A 21,967-nucleotide genomic window follows, 5' to 3' on the forward strand; every position below is an offset into this window, starting at 1 on the left:
GAACAGCCATACAACAGGAGGGCAGCCGCATGGGCCGACTGGTCGAAGGTATCTGGTACGACGAATGGTACGACACCGACAGCAGCGACGGGCGCTTTGTCCGCGAGGACGCCGGCTTCCGCCATCGCATAGAGGAGGGCGGACGCTTCGCCCCGGAATCCGCACGCTACCACCTGTACGTTTCGCTGGCCTGCCCCTGGGCCCATCGCACGCTGATCCTGCGCAAGCTCAAGGGCCTGGAAGCGCACATAGACGTTACCAGCGTGCACCCGCACATGCTTGACCAGGGCTGGACCTACGACACCCCCGAGCCGCTCTACGGCTTTACCCGGCATCACCAGCTGTACACCCTGGCCAAACCCGACTACAGCGGCCGGGTCACAGTGCCGGTGCTCTGGGACCGCCAGCAGCAGACCATCGTCAACAACGAATCGTCCGAGATTCTGCGGCTGTTCAACAGCGCCTTTAACCAACTGACCGGCAACCGCGACGACTACTGCCCGGCCGACCTGCAGGACGAGATCGAGCGGCTTAACCGGCGCATCTACGACGAGGTCAACAACGGTGTCTACAAGGCCGGCTTTGCCACCAGCCAGAGTGCCTACGAGGAAGCCTGCCAGACCCTGTTCGGCGCGCTGGACTGGCTGGAACAACTGCTTGGCGAACGCCGCTACCTGACCGGCGGCCAGCTCACCGAAGCCGACTGGCGACTGTTCACCACGCTGCTGCGCTTTGATCCGGTGTACCACGGCCACTTCAAGTGCAACATCCGGCGCCTCGCCGACTACCCGAACCTGACCGGCTACACCCGCGAACTGTACCAGTGGCCTGGCGTCGCCGACACCTGCGATTTCTGGCATATCAGGCAGCACTACTATTACAGCCACGACATGATCAACCCGACCCGCGTGGTGCCGCTGGGTGAAGGGCCAGACCTGCAACAACCCCACCAGCGCGACTGGCTGCCGCAGGCCGACAGCGGCGCGTTACGGCAAAAAAACCGCAGCGGCGCTTGACTCTGCTGCCGGGCCGTATAGAATGCGCGCCAGTCCGGTCGACAGGGTGGCCCCACCCGATCCCCAGTGGTGTTGCCGGATCAACGCGCAGCGGTAGTTCAGTCGGTTAGAATACCGGCCTGTCACGCCGGGGGTCGCGGGTTCGAGTCCCGTCCGCTGCGCCATCTACGAAAGCCCCTGATCAGCAATGATCAGGGGCTTTTTTGTTACCTAACCCGCTTACCACCCCACACCGTTTTGGCCACTGGCTTTCGCAATGCGCTGTGCTGGTGCGCTGGCTGCTTTACTCAGGCGGTCGCTCTGGCTAATGTGAACGGCATCACGCTATGGCGGGTCGCGGTAATCCAGGGACGGCACTTCAGGGTATTTGCAGTTTGCTACTGCCTTTCTCGAAACGTCCCCTATCTTCTGCGGCTTGCCTTGCCACCGAACAGTTTGGCGTGCAGCCCAGCGCTGTGCGCTTGAGGAGTTGTAGATGATCGATTTGGCTGAACTGGGACGTGCCGTGCTGGCCGAGGTGCCGGAGGATGGCAGCAGTATTGGCAATCAGACCCTGTTCGAGCGCCTGAAGGCGCGCTTTGCCGGTGTCGGCGATGAGCAGTTGTGGGCGGCGCGGGATGCCTTGGTCGAGCAGGGCGTGCTGGTCAAGGGGCGCGGGCGTGGTGGATCGGTGTTGCGCGCCCAGGCTGCTGGCAAGCCAGCGTCAGCCGCTGTGCAATCGGCGCCTGTGGATGTGACTGCGGCGGCGCAGGTGGGCGAGGTGTCTGCCGGTTATCTGGCCGAGGCGGCGCGGGTGGTCAAGGCCAAGACCAGCGTGCAGCCGGCCACCGGCATTGACGACCTGAAAAAGACCCTGTGGGCCACCGCCGACAAGCTGCGCGCCAATATGGACGCCGCCGAGTACAAGCACATCGTGCTCGGGTTGATCTTCCTTAAATACATCTCCGACAGCTTTGCCGGCCGGCGCGTGGAGCTTGCGCGCAAGCTGCTGGATGAGAACGACGACTACTATCTGGGCGATGACGACCCGGACGCGCTCAATGCCGAGCTGGAAGACCGTGACTACTACCGCGAAGTGAATGTGTTCTGGGTGCCGGAGGTGGCGCGCTGGGAGGCGATCCGCGCCGCCGCCAAGCAGGTGGATATCGGCAAGCGCATCGACGAGGCGCTGGCGGCCATCGAGGCGGAAAACCCTAAGCTGAAGAACATCCTCGACAAGCGCTATGCCCGCGCCCAGTTGCCCGATGGCAAGCTCGGCGAGCTGGTGGATCTGGTCTCGACCATCGGCTTTGGTGACGACACCAGCAAGGCCCGCGACCTGCTCGGGCAGGTTTATGAATACTTCCTCGGCCAGTTCGCCAGTGCCGAGGGCAAGAAGGGCGGCCAGTTCTACACCCCGGCCTCCATCGTGAAAACCCTGGTGGCGGTGCTCAACCCGCACCATGGCAAGGTCTATGACCCCTGTTGCGGCAGTGGCGGCATGTTTGTGCAGTCGGAGAAGTTTATTGAAGCCCACGGCGGCAAGCTGGGCGATGTGTCCATCTATGGTCAGGAGTCCAACCCGACCACCTGGCGGCTGGCGGCGATGAACCTGGCGATTCGCGGCATCGACTTCAACCTGGGCAAGGAGCCGGCGGATACCTTTATCCGCAACCATCACAGCGACCTGCGCGCCGACTTTGTGCTGGCCAACCCGCCGTTCAATATCAGCGACTGGTGGCACGGCAGTCTGGACGGCGACCCGCGCTGGGTGTACGGCACGCCTCCGCAGGGCAACGCCAACTATGCCTGGCTGCAACACATGCTCTACCACCTGAAACCCAACGGCCGCGCTGGCATCGTACTGGCCAACGGCTCGATGAGTTCCAGCCAGAACTCGGAGGGCGAGATTCGCAAGGCGATGATCGAGGCCGATGTGGTGGAAGTGATGGTGGCGCTGCCCGGCCAGCTGTTTTTCAACACGCAGATTCCCGCCTGCCTGTGGTTCCTGGCCAAGGATAAACGCCACGCCCTGAGCACCGCCGGCATCGATCGCAGCGGCCAGGTACTGTTTATCGATGCCCGCAAGCTTGGCACCAGCGTCAGCCGTGTGCAGATCGAACTGACCGACGCCGATATCGAGCGCATCGCACAAACAGTAGCCGCCTGGCGCGGCGAAACCCTCGATGCGCCGGACTCCACCTCCCGTCATTCCCGCGAAGGCGGGAATCCAGGCGCATTGCCGCAATACCAGGACATCCCCGGCTTCTGCCGCAGCGTCTCCCTTGCAGAAATCGCCGAACACGGCCATGTGCTGACACCGGGCCGCTATGTCGGCGCCGAGGAGGTGGAAGACGACGACGAAGCCTTTGCCGAGAAGATGCAGCGGCTGACCAAACAGCTTGGCGAGCAGATGGAGAAGGGCGCGGAACTCGATCAGTTGATCCGGCTGAAGCTTGGGGGGCTGGGGTATGGGCTCTGAGGTGAGCTATACAAGCCTTGCTGATATCTGTTGCGATGTTAGCTATGGCTATACAGAGAGCGCGACAAGCGAAGCTGTCGGCCCAAAGTTCTTGCGCATCACTGATATTCAGGGTGGCACGCTTGACTGGAATAAAGTTCCGTACTGCCCGGCTACTGACGCTAATACTAAGAAATATGCACTTGAGATTGGCGACATTGTAATTGCACGTACAGGTAACTCGACGGGGGAGAACACGCAGCTGTCAACTGAGCCGCCGCCTGCGGTCTTCGCTTCTTACTTGATACGTTTTCGTCCAGACGCATCACGTGTTAATCCTTTTTTCGTGGGTTATCAGTTGAGGTCTGAGCGATTTCGACAGTACGTACTGGCAGTGCGGAGTGGTTCAGCGCAGCCAGGTGCAAATGCCAAGCAGCTGGGGGCCTTCACTGTCGAGTTAATTGATCGGGCACTTCAAGATGAGGCGGTCGAAATACTGAGAGCACTCGACGAACGCATCACCCTGCTACGCGAAACCAACGCCACCCTAGAAGCCATCGCCCAGGCGCTGTTCAAATCCTGGTTCGTCGATTTCGACCCCGTGCGCGCCAAGGCCGAAGGCCGCCAGCCGGAAGGCATGGACGCCACCACCGCCGCCCTGTTCCCCGATAGCTTCGAAGAGTCCGAGCTGGGCTTGGTGCCGAAGGGGTGGGCTGAGGTAAGGCTTGGCCAGCTTTGTACCTTTCAGAAAGGGTGCTCCTATAAGGGTGATGGCCTTTCAGATGATCAAGGTGCGTATATGTTTAACCTTGGTTGTTTTAATGCTCCGAGGGTGTATGCCTTTGAAAGGGTAAAGCGATACACAGGGGAGTTTAAAGATAAACATCGTGTGACGGCTGGCGACTTGATCATTGCCAATACTGATATGACCCAGCATCGAGCCATTTTGGGGAGGCCACTTGTGATCCCTGAAGGAATGAATCCTGGGTTTGTCTCTCATCACGTCTTTAAAGTGGTGATCAACCAAGGGTATGGCGTTGGGATAAAGCCCTTTTTATTTTTCTGCTTCTTGCAGCCATCATTTCGAGAGCGAGCGGTTGGTTACGCGACCGGAACCACGGTGCTAGCGTTGCCAAGAGATGCGCTAGAACAACATTTAATCTACTTGCCTAGTTATGAGTTGCTTAAAGTTTTTGCCGAGTGTTGTGATCCCATTTTTGCCGCAATCAAGTCCAATGAGCTTCAAGCCCAAACCCTCACCCAACTGCGCGACACCCTCTTACCCCGCCTGATCTCCGGCCAGCTGCGCCTGCCGGAAGCCGAAGCCACTGTTGAGGAGGTTTTGTAATGACCTTTAACCGTAGTGAGCCATACAACGATCTGCCTTTGCTGCCGCCGGGCGTCGAGCTGGAAAGTCGCGCCGTGCTGAAGCAGGCGATTGCCGCCAACCGGGTACTGGCTAATCTGCGCGGCCTGGCTGCCAAGATTCCCAACCAGGGCATGCTGATCAACAGCATCGTGTTGCAGGAAGCGCGGCTGTCCTCGGAAATCGAAAATATCGTCACCACTAATGACGAGCTGTACCGGGCTGCCGCCGATGCCGATGGCAAGACCGACCCGCACACCAAGGAAGTGCTGCGCTACCGCCAGGCGCTGTATCGCGGCTTTCAGGCGCTGAAGGAACGACCGCTGAACACCAACCTGTTTATCGAGATGGTGCGGTTGATCAAGCAGGTCGAGCTGGGCATCCGTGCGGTGCCCGGCACTGCGCTGAAAAACGACCTGGGTGAGGTGATCTACACCCCGCCCGAGGGCGAACGTCGTATCCGCGAGCTGCTGGGCAATCTGGAGCAGTTCATTCACGTCGAGGACGACCTGGATCCGCTGGTGAAAATGGCGGTGCTGCACTATCAGTTCGAGGCCATCCACCCCTTCCCCGACGGCAATGGCCGAACCGGGCGGATTCTCAATCTGCTGTTTCTGGTGGAAAAGGGCCTGCTGGATATTCCGGTGCTGTTCCTGTCCCGCTACATCATCGCCAACCGGATGGATTACTACCGGGGCTTGCGGCAGGTCACCGAAGAGCAGGACTGGGAGAGCTGGATCCTGTTCATGCTCCGGGCGGTGGAAAGCACGGCGCAGCATACCTTCGATCAGGTCACCCGCATCCTGGATCTCATGGAGTCGGTACGGGAGCGGGTGCAGCGCGAAGAGCCGGGGATCTACAGCAAGGATCTGATTGAGCTGATCTTCCGTGAGCCCTACACCAAGATCCAGTTCGTCGTGGATCTCGGCCTGGCCAAGCGCCAGACAGCCTCCAGTTATCTGCAGGCTCTTGCCGGACGGGGTATCTTGCGCGAACAGAAAATCGGCAGGGAGAAGTACTACATCAACGATGCGCTACTGCTTGAGCTGACGCGTTGACAGGTTGATCGGATCGACACATTCCCATTATGTGTCGATTTTCAGGTGATTTTTAAACACGTTTTTCCGTCATGTCGATGGAATCGACAGATCAAGGATCGAGCAGTAATGACCGAAGACCAACTGGAACAGGAAGCCCTCGGCTGGCTCGGTGAGCTGGGTTACACCCACCTCTACGGGCCGGATATCGCCCACGATGGCGATAACCCCGAGCGCGGCAGTTACCGCGAGGTGCTGCTGGGCATGCGCTTGCGGGCAGCGGTGGCGCGGCTGAATCCGCAGATTCCGCCAGCGGCGCGGGAGGATGCGCTGCGTCAGGTACTGGAGCTGGGGCTACCGGTGCAGTTGTCGGTCAATCGCCTGTTCCATCGGTTGCTGGTGGGCGGGGTGCCGGTGCAGTACCAGAAGGATGGCGAAACCCGTGGCGATTTTGTGCGGCTGATCGACTGGGCCGATGTGCGTGCCAATGAGTGGCTGGCGGTCAACCAGTTCAGCATTCAGGGGCCAAAGCACACGCGCCGGCCAGACATCATCCTGTTCGTCAACGGCCTGCCGCTGGTGCTGCTGGAGCTGAAGAATCCGGCGGATGTGAATGCCGATCTGATCAAGGCCTTTGACCAGTTGCAGACCTACAAGGAGCAGATTCCCGATCTGTTCCACTACAACGAGATTCTGGTGATCAGCGATGGCAGCGAGGCGCGCATGGGCTCGCTGTCGGCGGACATCGAGCGGTTTGCCCGCTGGCGCACCATCGACGGGGTGACGGTTGATCCGCTGGGTGCCTTCAATGAGCTGGAAACCCTGCTGCGCGGGGTGCTGGAGCCGTCAACCCTGCTGGATTACCTGCGCTATTTCGTGTTGTTCGAGGATGACGGCCGCCTGGTGAAGAAGATTGCCGGCTATCACCAGTTCCATGCCGTGCGTGCGGCGATCCAGCAGGTGGTGCGCGCCTCGCGGCCGGGTGGGACGCAGAAGGGCGGGGTGGTCTGGCATACCCAGGGCTCGGGCAAGAGCATCACCATGACCTGCTTTGCTGCGCGGGTGATGCAGGACGCGGCGATGGAGAACCCGACCATTGTGGTGATCACCGACCGTAACGATCTGGATGGCCAGCTGTTCGGGGTGTTTTCGCTGTCGCAGGATCTGCTGCGCGAGCAGCCGGTGCAGGTGCTGACCCGTGGTGATCTGCGCGAGAAGCTCGGCAACCGGCCAAGTGGCGGGATTATCTTCGCGACCATCCAGAAGTTTATGCCGGGCGAGGATGAGGACAGCTTTCCGGTGCTGTCGACCCGCTCGAATATTGTGGTGGTGGCCGACGAGGCGCACCGCACCCAGTATGGTTTCAGTGCTTCTTTGAAGACACCCGACCTGCAGGCCGCCGAGCCCGGTGCGCGTTACCAGGTAGGTTATGCCCAGCACCTGCGTGATGCGCTGCCGAACGCTACCTTTGTGGCCTTTACCGGCACCCCGGTGTCCAGCGAGGACCGCGATACGCGGGCGGTGTTCGGTGATTACATCCACGTCTACGACATGCAGCAGGCCAAGGAAGACGGCGCTACGGTGGCGATCTATTACGAGTCGCGGCTGGCCAGGCTGTCGTTAAAGGAGGCCGAGCTGGAGCAGCTGGACGAGGAAGTGGACGAGCTGGCCGAGGACGAGGAGGAAGACCAGCAGTCGCGGCTGAAATCGCGCTGGGCAGCGCTGGAGAAGGTGGTGGGTGCCGAGCCACGCATCCATAGTGTGGCGACCGATCTGGTGGCGCACTTCGAGGAGCGCAATCAGGCGCAGAGCGGCAAGGCCATGGTGGTGGCGATGAGCCGGGAAATCTGCGTGCACCTGTACAACGCGATTGTCGCCCTGCGCCCGGAGTGGCACGACGATGACCCGGAAAAGGGCGCGATCAAGATCGTGATGACCGGCAGTGCCTCGGACAAGGCGCTGCTGCGCCCGCATATCTATCCCGGCCAGGTGAAAAAACGTCTGGAAAAGCGCTTCAAGGACCCGGCCGACCCCCTGCAGCTGGTGATAGTGCGCGATATGTGGCTGACCGGCTTTGATGCACCCTGTGTGCATACGCTGTATGTCGACAAGCCGATGAAGGGCCACAATCTGATGCAGGCGATTGCCCGGGTGAACCGGGTGTTCAAGGATAAGCAGGGCGGGCTGGTGGTGGATTACATCGGCATTGCCAACGAGCTGAAGGCGGCGCTGAAGGAATACACCGCGAGCAAGGGGCGTGGTCGTCCGACGGTGGATGCGCATGAGGCCTATGCGCTGCTGGAAGAGCGCCTCGACGTGCTGCGCGGCTTGCTGCACGGCTTTGATTACAGCGATTACCTGACCGGCGGCCATCGCCTGCTGGCCGGTGCGGCCAACCATGTGCTGGGGCTGGAGGACGGCAAGAAGCGCTTTGCCGACAATGCGCTGGCGATGAGCAAGGCCTTTACCCTGTGCTGCACCCTCGACGAGGCCCGCGCGGTACGCGAGGAGGTGGCGTTTCTGCAGGCGATCAAGGTGCTGCTGACCAAGCGCGATATCAGCGCCCGCAAGAAAACCGACGAGGAGCGCGAACTGGCGATCCGGCAGATTATCGGCAATGCGGTGGTGTCCGGCGAGGTGGTGGATGTGTTCCAGGCGGTCGGGCTGGACAAGCCGAATATCGGCCTGCTGGATGACGAGTTTCTTGCCGAGGTGCGTAATCTGCCGGAAAAGAATCTGGCGGTGGAGCTGCTGGAGCGGCTGCTGGAAGGTGAGATCAAGAGCAGGTTCTCCAGCAATCTGGCCCAGGAGAAGAAGTTCTCCGAGCTGCTGGGCAACGTGATCCAGCGTTACCAGAACCGTTCGATAGAAACTGCCCAGGTCATCGAAGAGCTGATCGAGATGGCGAAAAAGTTCGCCGCCGCCAGCCAGCGCGGCGAGCAACTGGGACTGAATGACGACGAGCTGGCGTTCTATGACGCGCTGGCCAACAACGAGGCCTCGGTGCGCGAACTGGGCGACGAGATCCTTGCCAAAATTGCCCATGAACTGACCGACAACCTGCGCCAGAACGTGACCGTGGACTGGAACAACCGCGACAGCGTACGCGCCAGGCTGCGGCTGATGGTCAAGCGTATCCTGCGCAAGTACAAGTACCCGCCGGACCAGGCCGAGGAAGCCGCACAACTGGTGCTGGCGCAGGCCGAGACGCTGTGTGAGGCGTGGTTGTGATCACCTTTTAACCGGATATTTCCCATGCTCGTATATTTTCTAGTTGCCTGTGACCGCCTTGAAGAGAAGCGCGAAAAGAAGCTCAGGCAGCACCTGCCGGAGTTGCAGGCGGCTTTGCAGGCCTATGTCGAGGCCAATGCGGCCAATCAGGTCAGCCTGATCAATGACTGCGACAGTGAGGACTGTGAGGACTGGCAGCTGGGCATCAGCCAGCCGATCAGCAAGCCGCTGCACCTGAACTTTCCGGTCAAGCTGTTCAACGGCCTGGCCGAGCAGTACGGCATTGATTGCGAGGTCGGCACTATCGAGGGCGACAGCCGTGAGCCGGTCAGCTATTTCGGCAAGTTCGAGGGGCCCGGTGAGGCCTTTCTGATCGCCGAGTATCTTGAGTTGTAGCAGGAGCCATGATGTTCCCCAGTGACAAGCGCCCGAACCGGGTGATTACCGTGTTGTGCGGCACCCTGACTTCCCTGGTGGTGATTGGCCTTGCGCGGCTGGCCTACGGGATCATTCTGCCGTCGATGCGTGCGGACCTGGGGTTGTCCTATCAGCAGGCCGGGCTGCTGAGTACGGTTACCGCGCTGTGCTATGTGAGCTTTGTGCTGGCCGGCGGGCTGGCGGCGGCGCGCTGGGGTGCCAGGGCCTCGGTGCTGTTTGGCCTGCTGACGGTGGCGCTGGGCTTTGTCGGGCTGGCATTGGCCGGGAACTTCTGGCTGATCACGCTGCTGATGGGCTTGCTGGGGTTTGGTACGGCCTTTGCCTTTGCGCCCATGGTGTCGCTGCTGGCCGGCTGGTATCCGGAGCAGCGCGGGCTGGTGATCGGTTGCATGACCAGCGGGGTGGGTATTGGCATTCTGGCTTCCGGGTTGCTGGTGCCGGCGCTGATCGAGCAGTTTGCTGCGCTGGGCTGGCGGGTCAGCTGGGGTGTGTTTGCCGCGGCCGCACTGTGTGTCGCGGCTATGGTTGCACTCTTTGTGCAAAACCCGCCGCAGGCGCCGGCCAGTGCGGCCGGTGAATTGCCATCAGCGCAGAAATGGCTGATCTACCGCAATCCGCGGGTGCTGATCGTCGCGACCACCTACGGCATCATCGGCATGGGTTACATCATCCAGACGGTGTTTATGGTCAGCTTTATGGTGGAAAGCGGCCACAGCGCGGCGGTGGCCGGGCGCTATATGGCGATGATGGGCCTGATGTCGATTGCCGCCGGGCCGTTGTGGGGCTGGGTATCGGATTTCACCGGGCGCGGTACGGCGCTGGCGATGTCGATCTTTCTGGTGATCCTGGCTATGCTGCTGCCGCTGATCGGGCAGGGCCTGAGCTTGTTCTTCCTGCACTTTCTGCTGATGGGCGCCTCGGTCAACGGCCTGTTTGCGCTGATCCAGACCAGTGCTACCGAGCAGGTGGCGCCCCGCTATATCCCGATTGCCTTCAGCTTCGCCACGCTGTTCTTTGCAGTCGGTCAGTTTCTCGGCCCGGCCATTGCCGGCTGGCTGATCGAAATCACCGGCGGTTTTACTGCTGCCTTCAGCCTGACCGTGGCGGTGCTAAGCGTCGGCTTTGGCTTGACCCTGCTGATTCGGCGGTTTCCCGCCGGGCCGGCAGTGCGCTAGATTTCGGGGCGGGCGTGTTTTCCAATTCAGGAAATGCCACTAGGCTGGTAGTGGTATTTCCATAAAAAGCTGATGACTACCATGCTGGATATTACAACACTGATACTGGTTCTTGCTGTGACTTCTCTGGTGTCGGTTGTCGGGCTGCTGGTAGCCAGTCAGTTGAATCCGCAGGTCAGGGCAATCCATTACTGGGCTGGTGCGCTGGCGGTTTTTATTGTCGGGTTGGTGCTTCAGGCCAGCAGCCCGCCTTTGCCCCTGTGGATCAGTGCGGTGGTGATTACCCAGGCCTATGCATTCATCTGGTGGGGAACCCGCGTTTATGGTCGGGCCGGTAATGCGGGCAGGCCGGAACTGGTATTGGCGGCCTTTCTGGTGGTGCAGGGGCTGGTGTTTTATTTCCTGCGTGATTCGTTGCGTTTCAGTGTGATCTTTCACAGCCTTGCAGTGCTGCTGTGCAGTGCTTTGGTTGTTCACGAAATCTGGCGGCTGCAACTGGCGCAGCGTGCCCTGGTCTGGAGCTGGTCAGTGCTCTGGGCCATACATGCATTGGTTTATCTGCGACGGATACTGCTGTATCTGTTCGATAACGACTTTATTGCTGCGCAGAGTCTGCAGGATGCGGTGACCGTCGAAGCCATCAACTACCTCGAAGGCATTGGTTTTATTTATGCCTATTCACTGCTCTGTGTGATTTTTACCACGCTGCGGCTGCAGGAAAAGCTGCGCCTTCAGGCTACCCGCGATCCCTTGACCAATCTGTTGAACCGGCGCGCCTTTGAGGAGGCGGCTGTGCCTCTGTTGTGCGCGGTGACACGTGGAGCGCCGCCGTTGAGCCTGCTGGTGTTCGATCTGGATCATTTCAAGGCAGTCAATGATACCCATGGGCACAAGGTCGGTGATCTGGTACTGAAGCGCTTTGCGGGTCAGTTGCAGGCTTCTGCACGTCCGGGTGATCTGGTCTGTCGTCTGGGCGGCGAGGAGTTCGTGTTGCTGCTGGTTGATGCGGATCAGGCCCAGGCCACCCGGGTGGCTGAACGGATTCGTCACAAATGGCAGGAAAGCCTGTGGCTTGTGACGCTGTGCAGATCCGCAGCTCGGTGTCTATCGGCATCGTTCAGGCTTCCGGGCTGGACAATGAAACCCTTTACAGCCTGCTCGACCGGGCTGACCGTGCGCTATATCAGGCCAAGCAGGGTGGTCGCGACCAGGTTGTTAGCGCACCTGTTTGAGCCTGTAACGGTCAGTTGGCGTTCTCAAATGTCGAGTTGCTTGTGCCCCCTCAATTTGCATCGTGCTCCATTGTGGGGCTTGCGATAGTCATGCCGAGTAGCGCTCGGTTTCTGTTTTTTTCTGCCAACCTTCTGAAAATAAAGTCTTTTTAAGGGCTTTTGGGTGGTTGGCACGATTTCTGTATTTCTCCCTGTGACCCGTGAGCGTCCTGCCGTTGTGCTGCGGTGCAGCCATCGACAGGCTTTGGTCGGACAGGCAACTGTCTCGAGCCCGGTGCAGGTTGGGTCGCTGATTCAGTGGTGCAGCCTGCGCCGGTTTTTTTTGCCAGGGAGAATGAGCATGAGCGAGAGCCGAAGCAAAGACAGCCGTGACACCAAGGGCGCTATCAAGCGTCGCGATTTTCTGAAGTTTTCTCTGGGAGCATTGGCCGCCGGCGGGTTGCTGGGGGCTGCTTCGCCGGCACTGCGCTCGGGAGCCTGGGCGGCTGGGTCAGATGCGCCGGAAACCACGCGGGCCAAGCTGGGATTTATTGCGTTGACCGATGCGGCGCCGTTGTTTGTGGCTGATGAGAAGGGTTTTTTTGCCAAACACGGTATGACCGGTGTCGAGGTGCTGAAACAGTCGTCCTGGGGGACTACCCGGGACAATCTGGTGCTGGGGTCTGCGCGCAATGGTATCGACGGGGCGCACATTCTGACGCCGATGCCCTATCTGATCACTACCGGTGCCATGACCGCGAACAATCTGCCGGTGCCGATAAGCATCATTGCCCGGCTGAATCTGGGTGGTCAGTGCATATCGGTCGGACAGGAATACATGGATCTCAAGCTCGGGGTCGACAGCACGCCGTTCAAGGCAGCGCTGCAGGCCAAACGGGCATCGGGGAAGCCGATCAATGCCGCTGTGACCTTTCCTGGTGGCACCCATGATTTGTGGATGCGTTACTGGCTGGCCGCCGGCGGCATAGATCCCAATCGGGATATTTCGACCATTGTTGTCCCTCCGGCTCAGATGGTCGCCAATATGCGGGTTGGCAGCATGGATACCTTCTGTGTCTGTGAGCCCTGGAACGAGCAGTTGATCAGCCAGAAGATCGGCTATACCGCGCTGACCACCAGTGAACTCTGGCATAACCATCCGGAGAAGGCCCTGGCGATGCGCAGTGACTGGATTGAAGCCAACCCACGGGCTACCCAAGCGCTGCTCAAGGCGGTGATGGAGGCGCAGATGTATTGCGAGGATCCGGCCAACCGCGAGGAGGTGGCGCAGATCTGTTCGCGGCGTCGCTGGATCAATGCCCCGGTGGGCGACATTGTCGAGCGCATGAAAGGCAATTTTGATTACGGCACCGGCCGGGTCGATCAGGACAGTCCCTACCAGATGCGTTACTGGAAGGATTTTGCTTCCTATCCGTTCAAGAGCCATGACCTGTGGTTCCTCACCGAGGATATCCGTTGGGGGTATCTGCCGGCCGATCTGGACTGTCAGGCGCTGGTCGACAAGGTCAATCGTGAGGATCTGTGGCGTGCCGCAGCCGTTGAGCTGGGTGTGCCTGCCGAGCAGATTCCCGACTCCACATCACGGGGCGTGGAAACCTTCTTCGATGGCAAGGTGTTCGATCCGGAAAACCCCAAGGCTTACCTCGACAGCCTGGCCATCAAGGCAATGGCCTGAAGCCGTTAACCGCAGGGAGTACACACTATGAATGCCAAAGCCAATATCACGGCTGCGCCTCAGGCCCCGGCCGCTGCGCCAGAAGCGCAGAGCCCCGGCCCGCTCTGGTGGCGGCGTACCGGCAATGCCTTGCTCGATAAGGCGCTGCCGCCAACGGTGATTACGCTGTTCTGTTTGTTGATCTGGGAGATGTTGTGTGCCGGTGAGGGGGCAGCATTGCCGGGCCCGATACAGGTGGTCAACGATACCTGGGAGCTGATCAGCAATCCGTTCTACGACAACGGCGGTAATGATGTCGGCATGGCCTGGCAGATTCTCGCCAGTCTTGAGCGGGTGGCCTGGGGTTATAGCCTGGCGGTGGTCGCTGGCGTCAGTCTCGGGGTGCTGGTGGGGCAGTCAACCTGGGCCATGCGCGGCTTGGACCCGCTGTTCCAGGTGCTGCGAACCGTGCCGCCACTGGCCTGGCTGCCACTTTCGCTGGCAGGTTTTCAGGACAGTAATCCTTCGGCTATTTTTGTGATTTTCATCACGGCGATCTGGCCAATTATCATCAATACCTCGGTTGGCATACGCAATATTCCCGAGGATTACCGTAACGTGGCGCGGGTGCTGCGCCTGAACGGGCTGGAGTATTTCAGCAAGATTATGCTGCCGGCTGCCGCGCCCTATATTTTCTCGGGCTTGCGTATTGGTGTCGGTCTGTCCTGGCTGGCCATCGTTGCCGCAGAAATGCTGGTGGGTGGTGTGGGGATCGGCTTCTTTATCTGGGACGCCTGGAATGCTTCGCTGATCAGCGACATTGTGCTGGCGCTGATTTATGTCGGCATCGTCGGCTTCTTTCTTGATCGTCTGGTGGCATTGGTCGGTCGTCTGGTAACCCGTGGCACATCGGCTGGCTGAGGAGACGGATATGAGCAAGCACTATCTGAGCATTGAGGGTGTATTCAAGACCTTTACCCGCGGCAACCTCAGCAGCCAGGTGTTGAGTGACGTCAATCTGGGTGTCGAGCGCGGTGAGTACATCTCCATCATCGGTCACTCCGGCTGCGGCAAGTCAACGGTACTCAATATTGTCGCGGGGCTGATTGATCCTACCGAGGGGTGTGTGATTCTGGATGGCAAGGAGGTCAGGGGGCCGGGGCCAGAACGCAGCCTGGTGTTCCAGAACCATTCGCTGCTGCCGTGGCTGACGGTCTGGGAGAATGTCGAGATTGCTGTAAACAAGGTGTTCGGGCGCAGCATGTCGCGTGCCGAGCGTGAAGACTGGATTCGTCATAACCTGAAGATGGTGCATATGGAACATGCCATGTACAAGCGGCCCGGCGAGATCTCCGGTGGCATGAAACAGCGGGTCGGGATAGCCAGGGCGCTGGCCATGCAGCCCAAGGTGTTGTTGCTGGATGAGCCGTTTGGCGCGCTGGATGCATTGACCCGGGCGCATTTGCAGGACGAGGTGATGCGAATCCAGAATGACCTGCAGAATACGGTGATCATGATTACCCATGATGTGGATGAGGCGGTGCTGCTGTCTGACCGTATTGTGATGATGACCAACGGGCCTTCGGCAACCATTGGTGAGGTTCTGAAGATCGATTTGCCACGCCCGCGTGAGCGTATCGAGTTGGCTGATGATCCGCGCTACAACCAGTATCGTCAGGCCGTATTGCGTTTTCTCTACGAGAAACAGCGTAACGTTGCGGCCAGTGCCTGAGAGGGTTTGTCCGGGGCAGGCTGGCCGGGTGTGTCCGGCCAGCCTGCTGTCAGGTCTTCGGTTTGCGTACTTCGTCGCTCATCATGATGCCGGCCCAGCGGGTCTGCGGTGAGGCATCAAGTGCCAGCTTGGCAATCATGGTCAGCGGAATCGACAGTATCATCCCGATCGGGCCGAACACCCAGCCCCAGATCAGCAGCGATACCAGCACTATCAGTGGCGACAGTCCGAGTGAACGGCCCATGAAGCGTGGCTCCAGCACGTTGCCGATCACCGTGTTTACCGCCACATACATGACCAGTACTATCACGGCCTCGCCGACACCCAGACCCAGCAGGGCAATCAGCACAGCCGGGAAGGCGGCAATGATCGAGCCAATGGTCGGGATAAAGTTCAGCAGGCCGGCAAGAATGCCCCAGAGTACGGCAAAGTCGACGCCGATGATGGTCAGCGAAATGCCGACGATCAGGCCGGTAGCGGCGCTGGCGGCGGTCTTGATCAGCAGGTAGCGATACACCGAACGCAGGAAACGCCGGGCGCGCACCCGGGCACGCCGGCGCGCCGGGAAGGCGGCATTCAGCTTGCCCGACAGGGTGCCTTCTTCCATCAGCAGGAACATAAAGGCCAGCAGCACCAGCAGGGTGCTGGCGGTGAACTGGCCCAGGCCGCTGGCGACGGACTTGGCGGTATCGGTCAGGGCGCCGGCACCGGGCAGTGGCAGACCTTTAGGTATCAGATCATCGGGCAGGCCGCGGGCCTCGATCAACAGACGTAACTGATCCAGCCAGCCACTCAGTTTGGCCTGATACATCGGGGCCTGGGTGGCCAGGCTTTCGGCGGCGCCCTTCAACGCCAGAAACAGCAGGAAGAACAGCAGGCCGACCGCCGAGAACAGGATCAGGATCGACAGCGCACCGGGGACACCACGGCGCTGCATCCAGCCAAGCGGCGGGGCGCAGATAATTGCCAGAAAGGCTGCCAGCAGAAAGGGCGTGACTATGTGACTGATGGCCTTGAGACCGGCGAGGATGATCACCACGGCGGCGGCCCCCAGCAGCCATTGCCATACAACGGGCATAGCATTGGTGGGGAGCTGGGAGGGTGATGGTGTCTGCATGAAAGTCCCCGTCTGAGTTGTCCGGATGCCAGTGCGCCACATCAGCCGCACCTATGGGCAGCTATCATACTGGCTGGCCGTGCATTTGTTTATCATGGTCGCTGGTAAATGCACAGACGAGGGCGCGGATGAAACTGGTCACGTTTCAACATCAGGGCAGGATTGCCCTGGGCAAGGTTATTGGTGAGCTACTGGTCGATATCAACGCGCAGCTGCCGGATCTGCCGGACAGCATGGCCCGGCTGCTGGCGCAGGGTGAGCCGGCGCTGCAGCGTATCGCGGCACTCGGCGTCGACAGTGCCACCCTGCAGTTGCCGCAGGTGCAGTTGCTGGCGCCGGTGACCGATGCTCAGAAATACCTGGCGATTGGCATGAACTACCGCGCGCATGCCGAGGAGGTGGCGCGCAATGGGGTGCCCATCCCCAAATCGCAGCTGTGGTTCAACAAGCAGGTGTCCTGCCTGAATGGTCCCTATGCGGACATTCACCTGCCGAAGGTGTCCGACAAGCTCGACTACGAGGCCGAGCTGGCGGTGGTGATTGGCCGGCGTTGCCGGCATGTGACGGTGCAGCAGGCGCCCTCGGTGGTGGCCGGCTATATGGTGGCCAACGATGTCAGCGTGCGCGACTGGCAGATGCGCAGCCCGACCTTCACCCTCGGCAAGTCCTTTGATACCCATGGCCCGCTGGGGCCCTGGCTGGTCACCGCCGATGAAGTACCCGATCCGCATGCACTGGGCATTCGCGCCTGGGTGAATGACGAGCTGCGCCAGGACAGCAATACCGGCGACATGATCTACAACATCTGGGAACAGATTGCCTACCTGAGCACGGTGATGACCCTGATGCCTGGCGATATTCTGGCCACCGGCACCCCGGCCGGGGTCGGCGTGGGCTTTGATCCCAAGCGTTTTCTCAAGGTCGGTGATCGGGTGCGGATTGAGGTGGACGGGATCGGGCATATCGAGAATACGGTGGTGGCGGAGTCCTGAGGGCAGAGGTAAATCTGACGCCGGGGTTGTTCAGCTGATGGTGCGCTGGTAGGGGTGACGCCGTCTACAGGTGCGGCAATGCCATTGGCGTTTGAATGGCCAGAGCGGGAAGTGCAGGGCGAGGAATGCCAGAAAGGCCCAGCGCTTGCCGCGAATATCCAGATCCAGTTCGTCGCTGCCGCAGTGCGGGCAGCAATGGCTGTCGGGATCTTCGGTTTGCTCTGCTGCCTGGGGAATGCAATCGGAGAAGTCAGTGGCAAGCAGGGCCAGCGCATGACCGGCATGCTCTGGCGGAACCTGCAGCCGCACGCCGCCCAAAGCATCCGAGTACAACCACTGCATGTTGATGGTGTGCTCGTCGGCAACAAACGCGGGTATGCCGGCCGCCTCAAGGCTGCTGCGGGCAATCTGGGCCTCATGCGGGAAGCTGAAGCGGGCAATGGTAGTCAGCATCGGTATGCCCCGTGTTGTGGTTGTTGGTTGCGGGCTATATGGAAGTGTAGACAGTCTGTTTCAGCTGTCAGTTCAGTTGTGCTGACGAGGCGATGAGTGGTCTCAGGGCTGATGTCTGCGCAGCGGGGTCAGCAGTTCACCCAGGCCGTTGTGGTCTATCTCGTGCATCAGTGCCAGCAGCCGGCCCAGTTCTCCCTTCGGAAATCCTTCGCGGGCAAACCAGCCCAGGTAATGGCCGGGCAGGTCGGCCAACAGCCGGCCCTGGTATTTGCCGTAGGGCATGCGCTGGTTGACCAGCTTGATCAGGTCTTCGGGATTCATTGCGGATCAAATCCGGCGAAGAAACTGTCGATATGCGCCGCCTCCAGCAGTTCGATGCGCGGGGGATTCCACTGCGGTTGCTTGTCCTTGTCGATGATCAGTGCGCGCACCCCTTCGATAAAATCGCCACGCTCAAACCATTGATAGATCAGATGCAGTTCCAGCTTGGCGCAGCCTTGCAGGTCCAGTTGACGTCCACGATGCATCAGTTCCAGGCTGACTGCCATGGCCAGTGGTGAACGTTGCAACATCAGGCTGGCGCACTCTTGTGCCCAGTCCCGCAAGGCCGGATTGTTTTCGCCGAGTAGTGATTCGCGAATGGCCGGGACGCTGTTGGCGGAAAAGTGGCGGTCAATTGCCTCCATCCGTGCCGGCAGTCGGGCCGGATGCAGTGCGACGGGGGGAAGTTCGGCAAGCAGTTGTTCGATCTGCTGTGGCTGTTCATCCGGCTGCCAGTCGTTTTGTTGCAGTGCTTCGATCAGCTGCATTTGCGCCTTGCTGGTAATGGCGTGGGTGGCCAAGCCACAGGCCAGCGCATCGGTGGCATCCAGCTGCACACCGGTGACTGCCAGGTATTCAGCCAGGCGTCCGGGCAGGCGGGTCAGGAAGTAGCTGCCCAGCACGTCAGGGAAGTAGCCGATGCCAACCTCAGGCATGCCCAGTCGGGCGCGTTCGGTGACAATCCGCCAGCGGCAGGCCTGGGCCACACCCATGCCGCCGCCGAGGGTCAGGCCATCCATCAGGCTTATGGTCGGTTTCGGGTAACGGTGCAGCAACAGGTCAAGGGCGTACTCTTCCTCGAGGAAGTCGAAGTGCAACCGTTCGCCGTTGTGATAGCTGTCATACAGGGCGCGCAGGTCGCCGCCCGCACAGAAAGCACGCTCGCCGTTGGCGCTGATCAGCACAGCGTGCATCTGTGGGTCGTTCAGCCACTGTTCCAGATGCCTGTGCATGATCCGGCCCATGTCCAGGGTCAGGCTGTTGAGCTGGGCGGGGCGGTTGAAAATGAGGCGGCCAAGCGGTGGCTGGCGCTCGACAAGCATCTGAGCGGTCATTACGGGTTCCTGCGGTTTGATGAGGCGCTATTTGACCACAGGGCGAGTCGCGGCTGAAGTTGTTACCGGCAAAATCAGGGTGAGGTGTTGCCCTAACTGCCGCTGCGGCTCAGTACCAGTTGTCCGTCCTGCAGTGGAATGCGTTCGCCCGGGTTGTGGTCCATGGTGACAGTGCCGGTCTGCTCGCCGATCCGGTAGTCAACCTGGTAGCCGGTCAGACGCTGGCGTTCGTCGTAACGGGTTTCGCAACGGCGCTCGACGCTTGTGTAGGTATTGTTGCGCTGCATCTGTTCCTGGGTCTTGTTGCCGGCATAGCCGCCGGCTGCTGCGCCGGCTATGGTGGCGAGCTTCTTCCCGCTGCCGCCGCCTACCTGGTTGCCAAGCACACCGCCGACCACTGCACCGGCCACAGTGCCGGTAATGCGGTGCTGGTCCTGAACCGGCTGCTGCCGGGTGACCGGTACATCGCGGCATTCTTCACGCGGGATGCGTTCGGTTTTGTACAGCTCCTTGACGCCGGTTACGTCGGCATGGGTAGGTGCCTTGTTGCCCAGTACGTTGTAGCCGGCGATGGCGCCGCCTGCGGTGGCGACTACTGCGCCTATGATGACGCCGCTGAGCAGGGACTTGTTCATGATGATCTCTCCGATCGTTGCTGGAACCGAAACTTTCTGTTGTGTCTGAACGATTTGATCGGGAATTTGCCGGGTGGTTCCGCCAACCTGCCGGTTGACGGTCACTCGGTCAGGGGTTTTGTGACGTATTTCTCAAGCGCAGGCGGGTGTCGAGCTCCAGGATCACCGGTCTATCCCACTGTTGTTCGAGCTGGTGGCGTAGCTGTTCCAGGTCTTCACGCAGCAGCAGTTGCTCGGCAATCAGCTCGCCGCGCACCAGCAGGCCACCACCCTGGCGACTGACCTGCAGGTCGCTCAGGCTGACCGGCTTGTCGTTGACCAACAGGTCGTGGCGGCTCAGGTCGCGTTCGATCTGCCAGCGGCTGTTCATGTCGGCAAAGGCGACCGTCAGGGGAATCGATACGGCCAGCAGCATTGCCGAGGAAATCGCCAGCCCGCGCCTGGCTCTAACCAGTGGCGCATAGCCCAGCACCAGGAAGGTCAGGGCGGCGCTCAGGGCAATGCCGACCAGGTTGGTGATAAACAACAGCATGGCACCGCTGAATACTTCCCACTGCAACCAGCCAATGCCGATACCGGCCACCGACAGTGGCGGGACCAGTGCCACGGCAATGGCTACGCCGGGCAGGCTTTTCATTACGCTTTCACGGGCGTGCGCGTAGCCGCCGGCGATACCGGAGGCAATCGCCACGCCCAGGTCCAGCAGGTTCGGGTGCAGGCGGCCGGCCATCTCCGGGGTGATGCGGTCAATCGGGATGATCAGTGCGATCAGCGCTGCAGTGCCCAGGGCCAGGAGTACACCCAGACCAATGGTCAGTAGCGCGCGCTGCAACAGGTTGCGATCACCGCGCAGCAGCCCCATGGCCAGTGAGATGATCGGGGCCATCAGCGGTGCCAGCACCATGGCGCCGATGATCACCGCGGCGCTGGAAAGAAACAGGCCGAAGCTGGCGACCACCACACTGAGAACCATCAGTGCAATGTAGTGCGGGTAGGCCTGGGCATTATCGCGCAGCAGCAGGAACAGGTCTTTGAAGTCATCCTCAAGCGCACGGGTAAATAGCGGCAGGTGACTCTGGATCATTTCAAGGCGGGTTTCGTTGGTCGGCAGGTTGTCGACCTTCATGGTGTCCTTGCCCTGACGGTTACCGGGCTGTCCGGTTTGCAGCACCTCGCCAGTGTTGATACGTACCGCTTCGGGATACAGCTCCAGCTCGATCAGGCTGGCCTGTCGGCGTCTGCCGTCGACAAAGTAGGTCAGCGGTTGCGCTGACTCCAGCTTGAGGTATTGGCTTTTGATGTAACTGACGGCGGCCGGCAAACGCTTGACCCCGGTCTCGCCCTTGAATACGGCGGCCAGCAGAAAGGCCAGGTACTCGGTCACCGACTTGGGCGCAATCAGAATGGTCGAGATCTTGCAGTCCTGGGCTGAAATGCTGGTGTTGATCAGCTTGGCGGCGGCGCTGTTGATGTCGTTCTCGATCGCTACCAGTCCGGTTATCGCCGTTTTCAGAGTGACGTCCTTGCCGGTGGTCAGGGTGATGGCAAAGGGTTTGATGACCAGCAGGTTGCGCAGGCTGCTCCAGACCAGCGCCAGCCAGTACAGCAGGTGTTGCCAGGCGGAGGCCTTGCGATTCTGGTAGGTCTTGCTGCGCTGGTCGAGGAAGGGCGTTTCACCAAGCATCAGCATGCCCAGCACCACTTCATTGTTGCAGCGCACCACGTCGAGGGCCGTGGGCGTGCCGGAGAACGCCAGTGTTAATGCGTCGTTGCCTTTGGCGGGGATGCCAAACCAGCGGTGCAGACGGCTTTTCGTATTGGCCGGGATGATGCCCAGCGAGAAGTTCAGTGTCTTGGCCAGGTTGACGTATTCGCTGATGTCTTCATCCTCGACAACCACGACTACATGTTCTGCATGGTCCAGGCAGCGTCCCGGCTGGCTCAGGAAACTATCCTTGTCGAATTCATGGATGAGAATCTTGTGTTCTGCAGCAAAGGCGCGAATATCCGGCAAACGTGCCTCGTGCGCAGTCGGGTAGACGACCAGTACCTGTTCTTGAAATGTCACGTGAG

18 protein-coding genes and 1 tRNA gene are annotated in these 21,967 nt (G+C 60.3%); 13 read left to right on the forward strand and 6 right to left on the reverse strand.

The window, feature by feature from the left end; genetic code table 11:
- Positions 1–29: 29 nt before the first annotated feature.
- From BMZ23_RS10505 to BMZ23_RS10560, 12 genes are all read left to right on the forward strand, one after another.
- Positions 30–1,016 (forward strand): glutathione S-transferase family protein, encoded by a 987-nt coding sequence (locus BMZ23_RS10505; RefSeq protein ID WP_093476600.1) that lies wholly within the window; start codon positions 30–32, stop codon positions 1,014–1,016.
- An 87-nt stretch (positions 1,017–1,103) separates the two neighbouring features.
- Positions 1,104–1,180: transfer RNA gene (locus tag BMZ23_RS10510), tRNA-Asp, on the forward strand.
- Between the two features lie 311 nt (positions 1,181–1,491).
- Positions 1,492–3,477 (forward strand): class I SAM-dependent DNA methyltransferase, encoded by a 1,986-nt coding sequence (locus tag BMZ23_RS10515; RefSeq protein WP_093476603.1) that lies wholly within the window; start codon positions 1,492–1,494, stop codon positions 3,475–3,477.
- On the forward strand, positions 3,467–4,804 hold the full coding sequence (locus BMZ23_RS14835) for a restriction endonuclease subunit S (RefSeq protein ID WP_143069588.1): 1,338 nt from the start codon (positions 3,467–3,469) through the stop codon (positions 4,802–4,804). Before BMZ23_RS10515 ends, BMZ23_RS14835 begins: the two co-directional genes overlap by 11 nt.
- On the forward strand, positions 4,804–5,880 hold the full coding sequence (locus tag BMZ23_RS10525) for a Fic family protein (protein ID WP_093476606.1): 1,077 nt from the start codon (positions 4,804–4,806) through the stop codon (positions 5,878–5,880). Before BMZ23_RS14835 ends, BMZ23_RS10525 begins: the two co-directional genes overlap by 1 nt.
- 108 nt (positions 5,881–5,988) lie before the next feature.
- On the forward strand, positions 5,989–9,090 hold the full coding sequence (locus BMZ23_RS10530) for a type I restriction endonuclease subunit R (RefSeq protein WP_093476609.1): 3,102 nt from the start codon (positions 5,989–5,991) through the stop codon (positions 9,088–9,090).
- A 24-nt stretch (positions 9,091–9,114) separates the two neighbouring features.
- Positions 9,115–9,486, forward strand: coding sequence for a hypothetical protein (locus BMZ23_RS10535; protein ID WP_093476612.1), 372 nt, complete (start codon positions 9,115–9,117; stop codon positions 9,484–9,486).
- Positions 9,487–9,497: 11 nt separating this feature from the next.
- A complete protein-coding gene (locus BMZ23_RS10540) occupies positions 9,498–10,703 on the forward strand; it encodes a YbfB/YjiJ family MFS transporter (protein WP_177197266.1) in 1,206 nt (401 codons plus the stop codon).
- An 81-nt stretch (positions 10,704–10,784) separates the two neighbouring features.
- Positions 10,785–12,023, forward strand: coding sequence for a GGDEF domain-containing protein (locus tag BMZ23_RS10545; RefSeq protein ID WP_177197267.1), 1,239 nt, complete (start codon positions 10,785–10,787; stop codon positions 12,021–12,023).
- 252 nt (positions 12,024–12,275) lie between these two features.
- The gene (locus BMZ23_RS10550) at positions 12,276–13,610 is read left to right on the forward strand and encodes a CmpA/NrtA family ABC transporter substrate-binding protein (RefSeq protein ID WP_093476620.1); all 1,335 of its coding nucleotides are present in this window, start codon (positions 12,276–12,278) and stop codon (positions 13,608–13,610) included.
- A gap of 27 nt (positions 13,611–13,637) precedes the next feature.
- Complete coding sequence (ntrB, locus tag BMZ23_RS10555) at positions 13,638–14,510, forward strand: nitrate ABC transporter permease (protein ID WP_093476623.1); 873 nt, start codon at positions 13,638–13,640, stop codon at positions 14,508–14,510.
- Between the two features lie 10 nt (positions 14,511–14,520).
- Positions 14,521–15,321 (forward strand): ABC transporter ATP-binding protein, encoded by an 801-nt coding sequence (locus BMZ23_RS10560; protein ID WP_093476626.1) that lies wholly within the window; start codon positions 14,521–14,523, stop codon positions 15,319–15,321.
- A gap of 49 nt (positions 15,322–15,370) precedes the next feature.
- Here the strand turns inward: BMZ23_RS10560 and BMZ23_RS10565 are convergent, their stop codons facing one another.
- Complete coding sequence (locus BMZ23_RS10565) at positions 15,371–16,438, reverse strand: AI-2E family transporter (RefSeq protein ID WP_093476629.1); 1,068 nt, start codon at positions 16,436–16,438, stop codon at positions 15,371–15,373.
- A 128-nt stretch (positions 16,439–16,566) separates the two neighbouring features.
- On the opposite strand from BMZ23_RS10565, the gene BMZ23_RS10570 reads away from it, so the two are divergent.
- Positions 16,567–17,430 (forward strand): fumarylacetoacetate hydrolase family protein, encoded by an 864-nt coding sequence (locus BMZ23_RS10570; RefSeq protein WP_093476632.1) that lies wholly within the window; start codon positions 16,567–16,569, stop codon positions 17,428–17,430.
- Positions 17,431–17,460: 30 nt separating this feature from the next.
- Here the strand turns inward: BMZ23_RS10570 and BMZ23_RS10575 are convergent, their stop codons facing one another.
- The 5 genes from BMZ23_RS10575 to BMZ23_RS10595 form a co-directional block, all read right to left on the reverse strand.
- Positions 17,461–17,883 (reverse strand): putative signal transducing protein, encoded by a 423-nt coding sequence (locus tag BMZ23_RS10575; RefSeq protein ID WP_218143594.1) that lies wholly within the window; start codon positions 17,881–17,883, stop codon positions 17,461–17,463.
- A 102-nt stretch (positions 17,884–17,985) separates the two neighbouring features.
- Positions 17,986–18,204, reverse strand: a complete 219-nt coding sequence (locus BMZ23_RS10580) for a DUF3820 family protein (RefSeq protein WP_093476635.1) — start codon at positions 18,202–18,204, stop codon at positions 17,986–17,988.
- Entirely contained in the window at positions 18,201–19,259 is a 1,059-nt protein-coding gene (locus BMZ23_RS10585) for an enoyl-CoA hydratase/isomerase family protein (protein WP_093476638.1), read from the reverse strand. The genes BMZ23_RS10580 and BMZ23_RS10585 overlap by 4 nt, the downstream gene beginning before the upstream one ends.
- A gap of 92 nt (positions 19,260–19,351) precedes the next feature.
- Positions 19,352–19,894, reverse strand: coding sequence for a glycine zipper 2TM domain-containing protein (locus tag BMZ23_RS10590; RefSeq protein WP_093476641.1), 543 nt, complete (start codon positions 19,892–19,894; stop codon positions 19,352–19,354).
- 109 nt (positions 19,895–20,003) lie between these two features.
- Positions 20,004–21,962 carry a DUF389 domain-containing protein gene (locus tag BMZ23_RS10595; RefSeq protein ID WP_093476644.1) on the reverse strand — a complete coding sequence of 653 codons (1,959 nt, stop codon included), beginning with the start codon at positions 21,960–21,962 and terminating at the stop codon, positions 20,004–20,006.
- Positions 21,963–21,967 lie beyond the last annotated feature (5 nt).

The sequence above is a fragment of the Halopseudomonas yangmingensis genome (genome assembly GCF_900114825.1).
Classification (GTDB): Bacteria; Pseudomonadota; Gammaproteobacteria; order Pseudomonadales; family Pseudomonadaceae; genus Halopseudomonas; species Halopseudomonas yangmingensis.